General features: G+C 70.0%; 14 protein-coding genes. 12 read left to right on the top strand and 2 right to left on the bottom strand.

Translation table 11 applies throughout. The features are described from left to right. Positions 1 to 76: 76 nt before the first annotated feature. Both MKK75_RS33605 and crtD read right to left on the bottom strand, forming a co-directional pair. Complete coding sequence (locus MKK75_RS33605; RefSeq protein WP_244046797.1) at positions 77 to 943, bottom strand: carotenoid 1,2-hydratase; 867 nt, start codon at positions 941 to 943, stop codon at positions 77 to 79. After that, positions 940 to 2,475, bottom strand: coding sequence for a 1-hydroxycarotenoid 3,4-desaturase CrtD (crtD, locus tag MKK75_RS33600; protein WP_244046796.1), 1,536 nt, complete (start codon positions 2,473 to 2,475; stop codon positions 940 to 942). The genes MKK75_RS33605 and crtD overlap by 4 nt, the downstream gene beginning before the upstream one ends. A gap of 108 nt (positions 2,476 to 2,583) precedes the next feature. On the opposite strand from crtD, the gene MKK75_RS33595 reads away from it, so the two are divergent. The 12 genes from MKK75_RS33595 (at position 2,584) to pufC (ending at position 13,544) form a co-directional block, all read left to right on the top strand. Continuing rightward, a complete protein-coding gene (locus tag MKK75_RS33595; RefSeq protein ID WP_244046795.1) occupies positions 2,584 to 3,453 on the top strand; it encodes a polyprenyl synthetase family protein in 870 nt (289 codons plus the stop codon). A gap of 26 nt (positions 3,454 to 3,479) precedes the next feature. Then, positions 3,480 to 4,610: an acetylserotonin O-methyltransferase gene (locus MKK75_RS33590; protein ID WP_244046794.1), complete on the top strand. Its 1,131-nt coding sequence runs from the start codon at positions 3,480 to 3,482 to the stop codon at positions 4,608 to 4,610. A gap of 93 nt (positions 4,611 to 4,703) precedes the next feature. Then, positions 4,704 to 5,642 carry a chlorophyll synthesis pathway protein BchC gene (gene bchC / locus MKK75_RS33585; protein ID WP_244046793.1) on the top strand — a complete coding sequence of 313 codons (939 nt, stop codon included), beginning with the start codon at positions 4,704 to 4,706 and terminating at the stop codon, positions 5,640 to 5,642. After that, a complete protein-coding gene (locus tag MKK75_RS33580) occupies positions 5,639 to 6,643 on the top strand; it encodes a chlorophyllide a reductase iron protein subunit X (RefSeq protein WP_244046792.1) in 1,005 nt (334 codons plus the stop codon). Before bchC ends, MKK75_RS33580 begins: the two co-directional genes overlap by 4 nt. 5 nt (positions 6,644 to 6,648) lie before the next feature. Next, positions 6,649 to 8,178, top strand: coding sequence for a chlorophyllide a reductase subunit Y (bchY, locus tag MKK75_RS33575; RefSeq protein ID WP_244046791.1), 1,530 nt, complete (start codon positions 6,649 to 6,651; stop codon positions 8,176 to 8,178). Beyond that, positions 8,178 to 9,644 (top strand): chlorophyllide a reductase subunit Z, encoded by a 1,467-nt coding sequence (gene bchZ / locus MKK75_RS33570; protein ID WP_244046790.1) that lies wholly within the window; start codon positions 8,178 to 8,180, stop codon positions 9,642 to 9,644. The genes bchY and bchZ overlap by 1 nt, the downstream gene beginning before the upstream one ends. Before the next feature lie 35 nt (positions 9,645 to 9,679). Continuing rightward, positions 9,680 to 9,901 carry a hypothetical protein gene (locus MKK75_RS33565; RefSeq protein ID WP_244046789.1) on the top strand — a complete coding sequence of 74 codons (222 nt, stop codon included), beginning with the start codon at positions 9,680 to 9,682 and terminating at the stop codon, positions 9,899 to 9,901. 124 nt (positions 9,902 to 10,025) lie between these two features. Further along, the gene (pufB, locus tag MKK75_RS33560) at positions 10,026 to 10,262 is read left to right on the top strand and encodes a light-harvesting antenna LH1, beta subunit (protein WP_043349888.1); all 237 of its coding nucleotides are present in this window, start codon (positions 10,026 to 10,028) and stop codon (positions 10,260 to 10,262) included. A gap of 10 nt (positions 10,263 to 10,272) precedes the next feature. Beyond that, a complete protein-coding gene (gene pufA, locus MKK75_RS33555) occupies positions 10,273 to 10,464 on the top strand; it encodes a light-harvesting antenna LH1, alpha subunit (RefSeq protein WP_244046788.1) in 192 nt (63 codons plus the stop codon). Positions 10,465 to 10,537: 73 nt separating this feature from the next. Further along, a complete protein-coding gene (gene pufL / locus MKK75_RS33550) occupies positions 10,538 to 11,362 on the top strand; it encodes a photosynthetic reaction center subunit L (protein WP_244046787.1) in 825 nt (274 codons plus the stop codon). A gap of 78 nt (positions 11,363 to 11,440) precedes the next feature. Beyond that, complete coding sequence (gene pufM / locus MKK75_RS33545; protein WP_244046786.1) at positions 11,441 to 12,421, top strand: photosynthetic reaction center subunit M; 981 nt, start codon at positions 11,441 to 11,443, stop codon at positions 12,419 to 12,421. Between the two features lie 10 nt (positions 12,422 to 12,431). Further along, a complete protein-coding gene (gene pufC / locus MKK75_RS33540) occupies positions 12,432 to 13,544 on the top strand; it encodes a photosynthetic reaction center cytochrome PufC (protein WP_244046785.1) in 1,113 nt (370 codons plus the stop codon). Positions 13,545 to 13,578 lie beyond the last annotated feature (34 nt).

Genomic DNA, 13,578 nt, shown 5'->3' with positions numbered 1-13,578 from the left:
AGGGCGGCGTTGCATCGGCCCTATTGCAGTCGTGTGACGGGCGCCTTCCGCCGCCGGACCTGCGGGGCCGGCGGCGCTACGTGCGCCGGACCAGCGGCCGGGGCATGCGGAACGGCAGCATCAGCCGCACGAGCGGGTTTCGGAACCGGTCGAGCGACAGGCTCTCGTGCATCGCGCGCACCGGTTCGCCGCACAGCGTCGAAGCGAGCAAGGAGCGGGCATAGAACGGCGTGTTCTCGTAAGTGGTCAGGACGCGGGAGCGGCCATCATCGCTGCGGGTTTCGCGGTTCATGCGCCAGAGGCGCGTCGCCGGCAGGCGCGCGGCCGTCGGTGGCCGAATCTCGCGGCGGCTGCCGTCGCGGTTGAAGCGTAGCGACAGGTTCTGGCCGCCGCCGGCCCTGTGCTCGACGTCGTACAGGATCGCCGCGCCATCCGACAAGTCGGCACGGCACCAGGTCCAGCGGGTGAACGCGTCCTCCAGGGCCTCGTCGCCGTCATTGGTGTCGAAATAGGCGCTCCCGCTCCAAGCGAGGCCGGGCTGATCGAACGCGACCTCCACCCGCGAGGACGGCGCCATCGGCCACCAGCGGTGGCGCCCGGCGCGGTCGAGGTGGAACGGACCGCCGGTGAAGCCCGGCGGCTCCAGCCGGATCGTGCCGCGCAGCCGGGAGGGCAGCGGCGCGCAGCGCTCGTCGATCCGGACGGTCAGCGCCGTGCCGTCCCAGTGCATCGCGCTGGGACCGATGGCGATGTGGTCCGCGCTCCGCGACAGGCTGTCGGCGCGGCGCTCCGTCATGGCGAAGCGACTCCGCTCGCCGTAGAGCACGACGTTCATCGCGCAATGGTCGAACGGATCCCGCTCCGCGCTCCAGGCATAGTAGGGCGAGAACACGCTGCCGATGAACGCGATGATGGTGAGGCCCTGGCGGCCGTCGTCGCTCACCGCATCGACGTACCACCACGCGTAGCCGCCCGGCGCGACCGGGCCGTCGAAGCGCGGTCGTCCAGGATCGCCGCGGCCGCCAGCCGGCCGGACTGCGCCGCCATCGGCACACCCGGACCCGGATGGACCGAGCCCCCCGCCAGGTAGAGGCCCGGGAGGGCCGTCCGCGCGCCGGCCCGCTTGAACGTCGCCGCCCATCCCTGCGCCGCCCGGCCGTAGAGCGCGCCCCCCGTCCCCGGAAACAGCGCCTCGAAATCCCGGGGCGTCGTCGTCACCCCGGGTGACGCCATGTTCAGGCTCAGCCCGGAGGCTTCCAGCCGGCGCAACAGGTTCCTCACGCATGTCTCGATCTCCGGCGGCGAAAGCGAACGTTCCCGGCCATCCGCCGGGGCGTTGATGAGGAGGAGCAGGCGCTCGGGTCCTGCCGGCGCGTGTCCGGAACCCGTCCGGTCCTGCGCGCAGACGTAGACGGTCGGATCGTCGGGCAGGCGGCGTTGGCGCAGGATCGCGTCGAATTCGGCCCGGTAGTCTCGGGAGAAGAACACGGTGTGGTGGGCCAGGGGGAAGCCCCGGGGCTCCGCCACCCCGCAGAGGGTCACGGCCGAGAGTGAGCGCTCGGCCGGCGCCAGCCGCTCGCCGGCTGGCGCCGCATCCCGGCCGAGCAGCCCAGCGCCCAGGGCGGCGCAATCGGCGTTGCAGACGACCGTGTCGGCCGCGATCCGCGCGCCGCCGGCCAGGATTACACCGGTGATCCGGCCACCCTCGACGACGATGCGCTCCACAGGCGCGCCGTAGCGGAACGTCGCGCCGCGCTCCGCGGCGAGATCCGCCACGGCCTGTGCCAACGCGCTCAAGCCCCCCGCCACGGTCCAGACGCCCGCCTGCTCCACATGGGCCACCAGCATCAGCGTCGCCGGTGCGCTGAACGGGGAGGCGCCGCAATAGGTGGCGTAACGGCCGAACAGCTGCAGCAGCCGCGGATCGCGGAAGAACGTGCCCAGCGCCGACCACAGGGTGGCGAAGGGCTGGATCCGCCAGAGATCGCCGAGGCCCGAGATGCCCACCCGCTTGGCAAGGCCCGCCGGGTTGGTCCGCCCGTCGCGGATGAACGGGCCTTCGAGGGTGCGGTAGACCTCCGCGGACCGGGCGCAGAACCGCCGGTAGCCGTCGGCCTCGCGGTCGCCCGCGAAGGCCGCGATGGCGGCGGCGGACGCTTCGATATCGGCGAACAGGTCCAGGCGCTCGTCTCGGCTCCAGGCATGCCGGGCAAGGAGATTCGCCGGGCTCAGCGCTACACGGTCGCCGAGCCGCGCGCCGCATTCGCCGAACAGCTCCTCGAACACCCAGCGCATCGTGAAGACCGTGGGCCCGGCCTCGACCGCTTGGCCCTCTACCACAACGCTGCGCATCTTGCCGCCCGGCTTCGCGGCCCGTTCCAGAACCGTGACGTCGAGCCCCGCCTGCGCGAGCCGAAGCGCGGCGGCCAAGCCGCCGATCCCGGCCCCGATCACGACGACGCGCTCCTGCGCCACGCTCGCCCCGCTTCCAGCCCCGGAACGGGATTGATCTCCCGGCCCGAGAGTGTCAATAAGAAATGACACTTGTTGCTGACAAGCCATAATAACATGGGAGGCGGCGCAATGGAGTCGGGCCGGCGAATCGAGATGGCGCTGGATCGCGCCGTGGCGCACGCGGAGGCCCCGGGGGCGCCGCCAATTCTCGCGGAGGCCCTGCGCTATGCGGTGTTTCCGGGCGGCCACCGGATCCGCCCGCGCCTCTGCCTCTCCGTCGCGCAGGCCTGCGGCGACGACGATCCGGCCGGCTCAACGGCGGCGGCGGCGGCGATCGAGCTGCTGCACTGCGCGTCGCTCGTCCACGACGATCTGCCGTGCTTCGACGACGCGCCGATGCGCCGGCAGAAGCCTTCGGTCCACGTGGCCTTCGGCCAGCCGATCGCGGTGCTGACGGGCGACGCCCTCATCGTGCTCGCCTTCGAGACGCTGGCTCGGGCGGCGGGTCCCTATTCAGGGCGGCTCGGCCGCCTCGTCGGCCTTCTCGGCCGGGCCGCGGGCTCGCCCTCCGGCATCGCGGCCGGTCAGGCTTGGGAATCCGAGGCGCATATCAGCCTCAGCGACTACCAGCAGGCCAAGACGGGCGCGCTGTTCGCCGCCGCCACGGCGGCGGGTGCCGCGGCGTCCGGAGCCGAGGCGGAACCCTGGCGCAGGCTCGGCGAATGCCTGGGCGAGGCCTATCAGGTGGCCGACGATCTGCGGGACGTCGCCTGCCGCCAGGAGGAGATCGGCAAGCCTGCCGGGCGCGATGCCACGCTCGGGCGCCCGAACGCCGCAGCGCTCCTCGGGACGGGCGGCGCTCTGGAGCGCCTGTCGCGCCTCACTCGCGAGGCCGTGGCGGCGATCCCGGATTGTCCCGGCGCGGCGGACCTCACCGCCGAGATCGAGGCGCAGGTGCGGCTGTTTCTGCCCGCGAGCCTGCGGGCGGTGGCGGCCTGAGCGCCGGGTCCCTGCCCGGCGCAGAGATGAATCCGCCGGCATCGGCCGCCTGGAGCGACCGGTGGCTCGCGTGGCGCAACCGCCTCGTGGCGAACCCGCGGTTCCAGCGCTGGGCGGCGGGGTTTCCGCTGACCCGCGGCATCGCCCGCCGCAACACCCGCGCCCTGTTCGATCTGTGCGCCGGCTTCGTCTACGCGCAGGTGCTGACCGCCTGCATCCGGCTCGATCTGTTCGCCATTCTAGCCGATGGCCCGATGCGCACCGACCGGCTGGCGCGCCGGCTCGACCTGCCCTTGGACAATGCGCGGCGCCTGCTCCGCGCCGCCGAATCGCTCGGATTGGTGCGGGAGCTCAAGGGCGACCGCTACGGGCTCGCGGATCTCGGCGCCGCGCTGATCGGCAATCCCGGGATCGCCGGCATGGTGGAGCACCACGCGCTGCTCTACGCCGATCTCGCCGATCCGGTGCGCCTCCTGCGCGGCCAGGCGCAGCCGACGCGCCTGTCGGGCTACTGGCCCTACGCGTCCGGCGCCGCGGCCGAGCCCGAGGCCTATGCCCGCTACAGCGCCCTGATGGGCGCCTCGCAGGCCATGATCGCCGAGGATGTCCTCGACGCCTGCGACCTGTCCGGCTCACGGCGCCTGATGGATGTCGGCGGCGGCGAGGGTGCCTTCCTCGAGGCGGTCGCCGCCCGCCATGGGCAGCTCGACCTGACCCTCTTCGATCTGCCCGCCGTCGCGGAGCGCGCTTCGAAGCGGCTGTCGCAGCTGGGCCTCGGCGACCGAATCGCCTGCCGCGGCGGCGACTTCCATGCCGGTCTCCCGACAGGCGTCGACGCCATTTCCCTCGTGCGGATCGTTCACGATCACGACGATCGCCCGGCGCAGGCCCTACTCGCGGCGGCCCACGCAGCGCTGTCCCCCGGCGGTCGCCTGATCCTGGCCGAGCCGATGGCCGGAACGCCGGGGGCCGAGCCCGTCGGGGATGCCTATTTCGGCCTCTACCTACTGGCCATGGGTTCCGGCCGACCACGCCGCAGCGGGGAACTCAGCACGATGCTGCGGGAGGCGGGATTCGGTTCGGTCCGAGAGCCCAAAACCCGACGCCCGCTGCTCGCGCGGGTGCTGATCGCCCAGAAATCAGGCGCTGTTTCGTAACTCTGACTTGACGCTGCTCTATGTCTATCTAGGATGACACATAGCGACCCCGCTTCTGCGGGAGTCGCGGGAAACAGGGCGGAAATTCCCACCATGGATGCGCTCGCCGTCATCCTCGAACGTCCGGAGCAGCTTTCGGTCCAGCGGCTGCCGCTGGAGCCCGCCAACGGGTCCGACGCGGTGATCGCGATCACCTGGAGCGGCATCAGCACCGGGACCGAGCGTCTGCTCTGGTCGGGCCGCATGCCGCCGTTCCCCGGGATGGGCTACCCGTTGGTGCCGGGCTACGAATCCGTCGGCACGGTCGTGGAGGCGGATGACGCTGGGGCCGTCCGGGTCGGCCAGACCGTCTTCGTACCCGGTGCCCGCTGCTTCGGCGCGGTGCGCGGCCTGTTCGGCGGCGCCGCCTCCCATCTGGTCGCGCCCGCCAGCCGGCTCGTGCCGGTCGATGCAGCGCTCGGCGACACCGCCTGTCTCCTCGCCCTAGCGGCGACGGCCTATCGTGCGCTTGGGGGGATCCGGCCCGGCGCGACTCCGCTGATCGTCGGGCACGGCGTGCTCGGCCGGTTGCTTGCACGCCTGACGCTGGCAGCCGGCGCGGCACCGACCGTCTGGGAGCGGGATCCGGTCCGCCTAGCGGGCGAACACAGTTACCCGGTCCTCGTCCCGGAGGATGATCCGCGCCGCGACTACGCGGTGATCACCGATGTCAGCGGCGACGCCTCCGGCCTCGACGCGCTGATCGCCCGTCTGGCGCCCGGCGGCGAGATCGTGCTGGCGGGCTTCTACGAGGCGCCGCTGAGCTTCGCCTTCCCGCCGGCCTTCATGCGCGAGGCCCGGATCCGGATCTCGGCCGAGTTCCGCCCGGACGACCTCGCGGCCGTGACGCGCCTGATCGACGACGGCCGCCTCTCGCTCGACGGGCTGATCACCCATCGAGTTTCTGCCGCGCAGGCCGAAGGCGCCTATCGCATCGCCTTCTCCGATCCCGCCTGCCTGAAGATGATCCTCGACTGGAGGGACGCGGCGTGAACGTTCAACTCAACAAGGCCGCCCTCAGCCAAGCGACCCAGCTCCGCGCCGAGGCCGCGATCGAGCCCGATGCCGTGGCCACCGCGCCGGTGAAGAAAGAAACGCAGATCATCGCGATCTACGGCAAGGGTGGCATCGGCAAGTCGTTCACGCTGGCCAACCTCAGCTACATGATGGCCCAACAGGGCAAGAAGGTGCTGCTGATCGGCTGCGACCCGAAGAGCGACACGACCTCGCTGCTCTTCGGCGGCAAGGCCTGCCCGACCATCATCGAGACTTCGACCCGGAAGAAGCTCGCCGGCGAGGCAGTCGCCATCGGAGACGTCTGCTTCAAGCGCGACGGCGTCTACGCCATGGAACTCGGCGGTCCCGAGGTCGGGCGCGGCTGCGGCGGGCGTGGCATCATCCACGGCTTCGAGCTGCTGGAGAAGCTCGGCTTCCACGACTGGGGCTTCGACTTCGTCCTGCTCGACTTCCTCGGCGACGTGGTCTGCGGCGGGTTCGGCCTGCCGATCGCCCGGGACATGTGCCAGAAGGTGATCGTGGTCGGCTCGAACGACCTGCAATCGCTCTACGTCGCCAACAACGTCTGCTCGGCGGTGGAGTATTTCCGCAAGCTCGGCGGCAATGTCGGCGTCGGCGGCCTCGTGATCAACAAGGATGACGGCACCGGCGAGGCCCAGGCCTTCGCGGACGCCACCGGAATTCCGGTCCTGGCCTCGATCCCGGCCGACGACGACATCCGGCGCAAGAGCGCGAATTACGAGATCATCGGCCGGCCGGAGAGCCGCTGGGGCTCGCTGTTCGCGGACCTCGCCGCCAATGTCGCCGACGCCGCGCCGCACCGGCCGACGCCGCTGACGCAGGACGGGCTGCTCGGCCTGTTCTCCAGCGACGTGACCGGCCGCGATGTCGTTCTGGTGCCGGCGACCCACGAGGACATGTGCGGCGTCGCCCACGCGGCCAAGCTGTCCCTCGAAGTCGTTTACGACGAGGTCTGACGCGCATGGCTGTCTCCCTCGACATCGCCGATCTGCGGGCCTGCAAAGCGCCCGCCAACGTCGACCTCGCGGCGGCGCAAGCCGACGGGCTCGGTTGCCACGCCGGCAAGGACGCGATGGTGGCGGCTGCGGAAGCCGCCGGCATGTCAGAGACGCTGGCGCAGCTGCGCAGCGATTATCCGCAGGGTCCGCACGACCAGCCGCAGAGCATGTGCCCGGCCTTCGGCTCGCTGCGTGTCGGCCTGCGCATGCGCCGCACCGCCACGATCCTGTCTGGCTCGGCCTGCTGCGTCTACGGGCTGACCTTCACGTCGCATTTCTACGGGGCGAAGCGCAGTGTCGGCTACGTACCGTTCAACTCGGAGACGCTGGTCACCGGCAAGCTGTTCGAGGACATCCGCGAGGCAGTCCACGCCACCGCCAAGCCTGAGGATTACGACGCCGTCGTCGTCATCAACCTCTGCGTGCCTACCGCCTCCGGCGTGCCGCTGCGCCTCCTTCCCAAAGAGATCGACGGCGTGCGAGTGATCGGCATCGACGTGCCGGGCTTCGGCGTTCCGACTCACGCCGAGGCGAAGGATGTCCTGGCCGGTGCCATGCTGAAGGTCGCCCGCGGCGAAGCCGAGCGGGGTCCTGTCGCGGCGCCCCGAGGCGGCCGCTCGGAGCGCCCGAGCGTGGCGCTCCTCGGGGAGGTGTTTCCCGCCGACCCGGTGGTGATCGGCGCGCTCCTGGAGCCGCTCGGGCTGTCGGCCGGGCCGGTCGTGCCGACCCGCGAGTGGCGCGAGCTCTATGCCGCCCTCGACTGTGCCGCGGTGGCGGCGATCCACCCATTCTACACCGCCTCCATTCGCGAGTTCGAGGCGGCGGGCCGCCCGATCGTCGGCTCGGCACCGGTGGGCGTCGATGGCACCGCCGACTGGCTCGACCGGATCGGCGAGGCCTGTGGCGTTGCCCGCGCCACCGTCGAGACGGCCAAGAACCGGATCCTGCCCGGCATCCGCGGCGCGCTCGGCGCGATGCCGATCAAGGGCCGGATCACGCTCTCGGGCTACGAGGGCTCGGAATTGCTGGTGGCGCGCCTCCTGATCGAGAGCGGCGCCGAGGTGCCCTATGTCGGCACCGCCTGCCCGCGCACGCCCTGGTCCGAAGCCGACCGCGACTGGCTCGAGGCCCGCGGCACCGAGGTGCGCTACCGGGCCTCCCTGGAGGACGACCTCTACGCGCTCGACTCGCTGAAGCCCGATCTCGCCATCGGCACGACGCCGGTGGTGCAGCGGGCCAAGGAGCGCGGCACGCCGGCGCTCTACTTCACCAACCTGATCTCGGCCCGCCCGCTGATGGGCGCGGCCGGCGCCGGCTCGCTGGCCACCGTGATCAACGCGGCGCTCGGCAACAAGGCACGGTTCGACGCGATGCGCGCCTTCTTCGAGGGTGTCGGCACCGGCCACGCGGCGGGGGTATGGCAGGAGGTGCCGCAGCGCCGCCAGGGCCCGAAGATCGAAGGTCCCAAGAAGCCGATCGGGGAGATGGCGTGATGCTGATCCTCGATCACGACAGGGCCGGCGGATACTGGGGCGCGGTCTACGTCTTCACGGCGATCAAGGGCCTGCAGGTCGTCATCGACGGCCCCGTGGGCTGCGAGAACCTGCCGGTCACCTCGGTGCTGCACTACACCGACGCGCTGCCGCCGCACGAGCTGCCGATCGTCGTCACGGGCCTGGCGGAGGAAGAACTCGGCCGCCACGGCACCGAGGGCGCCATGAAGCGCGCCCACGCCACCCTCGATCCCGGCCAGCCAAGCGTGGTCGTCACGGGCTCCATCGCCGAGATGATCGGCGGCGGCGTGACGCCGGAGGGCACCGGCCTCCAGCGCTTCCTGCCGCGCACCATCGATGAGGACCAGTGGCAGGCCGCCGACCGCGCCATGCGCTGGCTCTGGCAGGAATACGGCGCCAAGAAATTCGCCAAGAAGGGTATCCCGGCCCGGCCGGAGAAGAAGCCCGGCGAGAAGCCGCAGGTGAACCTGATCGGCCCGGCCTACGGCACCTTCAACATGCCCTCCGACCTCGCCGAGATCCGGCGGCTGGTGGAGGGGATTGGCGCCGAGGTGAACCTGACCTTCCCGCTCGGCTCGCACCTCGCGGACGTGCCCAAGCTCGTCAACGCCGACGCCAACATCTGCCTCTACCGCGAGTTCGGCCGGCTGCTCTGCGAGGATCTGGAGCGGCCCTACCTGCAGGCGCCGATCGGCATCCTCTCGACCACCAAGTTCCTGCGCTCGCTCGGCGAAATCCTCGGGCTCGATCCCGAGCCGTTCATCGAGCGCGAGCGCCACACCACGATCAAGCCGGTCTGGGACCTTTGGCGTTCGGTGACTCAGGACTTCTTCGGGACGGCGAGCTTCGGCATCGTCGCCACCGAGACCTACGCCCGGGGCGTGCGCCACTTCCTCGAAGACGAGATGGGGCTGCCCTGCCATTTCGCCTTCGGGCGCTCGGCCGGTCTGAAGCCCGACAACGCCGCGGTGCGGGCTGTGATCGCCGCCAAGCCCCCGCTCGTGCTGTTCGGCTCGTTCAACGAGCGGATGTACCTCGCCGAGTGCGGCGCCCGGGCGACCTACGTCCCGGCCTCGTTCCCCGGCGCGATCATCCGGCGGCACACCGGCACGCCGTTCATGGGCTACGCCGGGGCGACCTACCTCGTCCAGGAGGTCTGCAACGCCCTGTTCGACACCCTCTTCCACATTCTGCCGCTCGCCCGCGACCTGGATAAGGTCGAGGCCACCCCGGCGCGGCGCCACGCGGAGCTGCCCTGGGACGAAGACGCCCGACAGGCGCTCGACACCTTGGTGGAGTCGCAGCCGGTGCTCGCCCGCATCTCCGCCGCCAAGCGCCTGCGCGACGCCGCCGAGCGCGCCGCCCGCGACGCCGAATCCGAGGCCGTGGCGCCCGCTCACGTGGCGCGGGCCCGGGCCGATCTCGCCGGGGGGATCCCGGCATGAGCCAGCTTTCCGTTTCACCCAGAGGAGACCTGCCGATGCGCACGATGGTCCTGACCGGCCGCCAGCACCAGGAGGCGATCCAGTTCCGGCTGATCCTGGCGGCGACCTACCCGTTCTTCCTCGCTGCGGCGGCGGTGAACCGGGTGAGGCCTGCCCGCGAGGTCGCCCGTCCGGGCGTGGCACCGACGCGCCGCTCGGTCTTCGGCGAGGCTCGCGCCATGGCGGTTCAGGCGATCCCCTTCGCCTTCATGGGCTGAGCGCCCTGCTCGAGATGCTTCCGTCCGGTGACGCGGGGGAAGTCAAGCCGTGACCGCCCAGCGGGCCACGGCGGAACCCGTCGCGCTTCCCTAGGGGCGCGGCCAACACACGGAGGTCTGAACCATGGCGAGTGGACCCGTCACAACAGAAAGACCGAGCAGCCTGTCCGGGCTGACGGAACCGGAAGCCAAGGAGTTCCACGCGATCTTCCTGACAAGCTTCCTGATCTTCACGGCGATAGCCGTGGTCGCGCACATCCTCGTCTGGCTGTGGCGCCCGTGGCTCCCTGGACCGCAGGGCTACGCCTCCCTCGATGGCGTCCGCGATGCGGCCCACGCCCTCGTCACGATGATCGGTTGAGGAGGCTCGAATGCACAAGGTCTGGTTGCTGTTCGATCCGCGGCGCACGCTGGTGGCTCTGTTCACCTTCCTCTTCATCCTGGCGCTGCTGATCCACTTTATCCTGCTCTCGACCGACCGGTTCAACTGGCTGGACGGTGCGAAGGCCAACAAGGCCGCCGCGAACACCATCACGCTCGCGCTGCCGCAGATGCCGGCCTGAGCCGGTCCGGACCGCGGCGCGCGAGGGCCGCGGTCACCTTCCCAATTCCCCGCGTGAGTGAGGATCCGCCGCCATGGCGATGCTGAGCTTCGAGCGCAAATACAGGATCCGCGGCGGCACCCTGCTCGGCGGCGACCTGTTCGATTTCTGGATCGGTCCGTTCTTCGTCGGCTTCTTCGGCGTGGTCGGGTTGTTCTTCACGGTGCTGGGCACCGCGCTGGTGGTCTACGGCGCGGCGATCGGGCCGACCTGGAACATCTGGCAGATCAATATCGCGCCGCCCGACATCAGCTACGGCCTGAAGCTCGCGCCCCTCAAGGAGGGCGGCCTCTGGCAGATCATCACGATGTGCGCGCTGGGCTCGTTCGTGTCCTGGGCCCTGCGCGAGGTCGAGATCTGCCGCAAGCTCGGCATCGGATACCATGTGCCTGTGGCCTTCGGGATGGCGATCTTCGCCTACTTCACCCTGGTGGTGATCCGCCCTTTCCTGATGGGCGCCTGGGGCTACGGCTTCCCGTACGGCATCCTCAGCCACCTCGATTGGGTGTCGAACACCGGATACCAGTACCTCCACTTTCACTACAACCCAGCGCACATGCTGGCCGTGACCTTCTTCTTCACGACGACCTTGGCGCTGGCGATGCACGGCGGCCTGATCCTCTCGGCGACGAACCCGAAGAAGGGTGAAACCGTCAAGACGCCCGAGCACGAGGACACGTTCTTCCGCGATACGATCGGTTACTCGATCGGCACCCTCGGCGTCCACCGGTTGGGCCTGTTCCTGGCCTTGTCGGCGGGATTCTGGAGCGCGGTCTGCATCGTGATCAGCGGACCGTTCTGGACGCAGGGCTGGCCGCAATGGTGGGGCTGGTGGCTCAACCTGCCGGTTTGGCGATGAGAGGCCGGGTCGAGCGCACGGCAAGACGGACGAAGCGAGTCGCGCCCGGGGCGCGGCACTCCCGGGGGAGGGCAGGCCATGGCCTATTACCAGAACATCTTCACGCAGGTTCAGGTGCGCCCGCTGAACCCGGAGCACGGCGTTCCCGTCGCGGTCGATGACCGGGTCGGCAAGCCGTTCAACAGCTACCTGTTCGGGCTCTTCGGCAACAGCCAGGTCGGGCCGATCTACATCGGTTACATCGCGGCGCTGTCGATCACCTGCGGTCTGATCGCCTTCGAGATCATCGGCCTCAATATGTGGGCTTCGGTGAACTGGAATCCTGTCCAGTTCGTCCGGCAGTTGCCGTGGCTCGCCCTCGAGCCGCCCCTGCCGAAATACGGGCTGAAGGTCCTGCCGCCGCTGAACGAGGGCGGCTGGTGGCTGATCGCGGGCTTCTTTCTCACCGCCTCGATCCTGCTCTGGTGGGTGCATCTCTACCGGCGAGCGCGGGCGCTCGGCCTCGGCACCCACGTGCCGTGGGCCTTCGCGTCGGCGATCTGGCTCTACCTTGTCCTCGGCTTCATCCGTCCGGTGCTGATGGGCTCGTGGTCGGAGGCGGTGCCGTTCGGGATCTTCCCGCACCTCGATTGGACGGCGGCGTTCTCGCTCCGCTACGGCAACCTGTTCTACAACCCGTTCCACATGCTCTCGATCACGTTCCTCTACGGATCGACGCTGCTGTTCGCGATGCACGGGGGCACCATCCTGGCCTGCTCGCGCTACGGCGCCGAGCGCGAGATCGACCAGATCGTCGATCGCGGCACGGCCACCGAGCGGGCCGCGCTGTTCTGGCGCTGGACCATGGGCTTCAACGCCACGATGGAGTCGATCCACCGCTGGGCGTGGTGGTTCGCGGTTCTCACCACGCTCACAGGCGGAATCGGCATCCTGCTTACCGGCACCGTCGTCGACAATTGGTATCTCTGGGCCGTCAAGCACCACGTCGCGCCCGCCTACCCGCAGGTCTACGGCCCGATCGTGGATCCCGCCCATCTCGCACCCGGCATGAAGCCGTGAGGAGGCCGTCATGAAGACAGTTCTGGCGGTCGTCGGCGGGGCGCTCGCGCTGTTCCTGACCATCGCGATGTTCGGCGGCGCGGGCTGGACCCACCCGCCCATGGCGGTCAAGCAGACCGGCTTCCGCGGCACCGGGATGGACCTGATCCGCACCCGGGCCGGCAATGAGGCGCTGGCCGCGGCCAACGTCGCCCCGGCGCCGGCCGACCCCGCCGAGGCCGGGGGCGACAAGGCCTCGGCCGTCTACGAGAACGTGCAGGTCCTGGGTGACCTCTCGGCCGAGCAGTTCAACCGCGTCATGGTGTCGATCACCGAATGGGTCGCGCCGCAGCAGGGCTGCACCTACTGCCACAGCACCGAGAACATGGCCTCCGACGAGCTCTACCAGAAGCGCGTCGCCCGCCGCATGTTCCAGATGACCCAGTACATCAACTCCTCCTGGAAGGAGAACCACGTCCATCAGGCCGGCGTCACCTGCTACACCTGCCACCGGGGCAATCCGGTTCCGGCCAATATCTGGTTCGACCATCCGGTTCAGGGGGCGGGACGGTTCATCCCGCGCAACAACAGCCAGAATCTCGCCTCGGCGGAGGTCGGCAACACGTCGCTGCCCTACGACGTCTATCAGGCGTTCTACCAGCACAAGGAGACCTCGGAGGACGCCGTGCGCGTCAACGGCACCACGGCGCTGCCGGAGACCAAGGGCAAGCCGATCCAGGACGCGGAGAAGACCTTCGCGATCATGATCAGCATGTCGCAGTCGCTCGGCGTGAACTGCACCTTCTGCCACAACACCCGCTCGGTGGCCCAGTGGGACACGAGCACGCCCAACCGCGTCCACGCCTGGTACGGCATCCGCATGGTGCGGGATCTCAACCAGGATTACATGACGCCGCTGACCTCGACCTTCCCGCGCAATCGGCTCGGGGCGCTGGGCGATGCGCCGAAGATCAACTGCGCGACCTGCCACAACGGTGCCAATAAGCCCCTCAACGGCGCCAACGTCATCGAGCCCTATCCGGAACTCGCGCACCCGACGGTGGCGGTAAACCTGCCGACCGGCGAGGCAAAGGATCCGATCCCGGGGACGCAGACGCCGACGCCCAAACCGACAGCACCCTGATCCGAGCGGCGGCGGAGCCGACGGCTCCGCCGCG

The sequence above is a fragment of the Methylobacterium sp. J-030 genome, from assembly GCF_022829545.1.
In the GTDB taxonomy this organism is placed as follows: Bacteria; Pseudomonadota; Alphaproteobacteria; order Rhizobiales; family Beijerinckiaceae; genus Methylobacterium.
The sequence above is the reverse complement of the archived record's forward strand: the minus strand, read 5'-3'. Positions and strand labels throughout refer to the sequence as shown.

What these genes read in the sequence shown, in the direction of transcription:
- pufL (WP_244046787.1), top strand. Translation starts at nt 10,538, where the DNA reads ATGGCGATGCTGAGCTTCGAGCGCAAATACAGGATCCGCGGCGGCACC.
- MKK75_RS33590 (WP_244046794.1), top strand. Translation starts at nt 3,480, where the DNA reads ATGAATCCGCCGGCATCGGCCGCCTGGAGCGACCGGTGGCTCGCGTGG.
- pufM (WP_244046786.1), top strand. Translation starts at nt 11,441, where the DNA reads ATGGCCTATTACCAGAACATCTTCACGCAGGTTCAGGTGCGCCCGCTG.
- MKK75_RS33595 (WP_244046795.1), top strand. Translation starts at nt 2,584, where the DNA reads ATGGAGTCGGGCCGGCGAATCGAGATGGCGCTGGATCGCGCCGTGGCG.
- MKK75_RS33565 (WP_244046789.1), top strand. Translation starts at nt 9,680, where the DNA reads ATGCGCACGATGGTCCTGACCGGCCGCCAGCACCAGGAGGCGATCCAG.
- bchZ (WP_244046790.1), top strand. Translation starts at nt 8,178, where the DNA reads ATGCTGATCCTCGATCACGACAGGGCCGGCGGATACTGGGGCGCGGTC.
- pufC (WP_244046785.1), top strand. Translation starts at nt 12,432, where the DNA reads ATGAAGACAGTTCTGGCGGTCGTCGGCGGGGCGCTCGCGCTGTTCCTG.
- bchC (WP_244046793.1), top strand. Translation starts at nt 4,704, where the DNA reads ATGGATGCGCTCGCCGTCATCCTCGAACGTCCGGAGCAGCTTTCGGTC.
- bchY (WP_244046791.1), top strand. Translation starts at nt 6,649, where the DNA reads ATGGCTGTCTCCCTCGACATCGCCGATCTGCGGGCCTGCAAAGCGCCC.
- pufA (WP_244046788.1), top strand. Translation starts at nt 10,273, where the DNA reads ATGCACAAGGTCTGGTTGCTGTTCGATCCGCGGCGCACGCTGGTGGCT.
- pufB (WP_043349888.1), top strand. Translation starts at nt 10,026, where the DNA reads ATGGCGAGTGGACCCGTCACAACAGAAAGACCGAGCAGCCTGTCCGGG.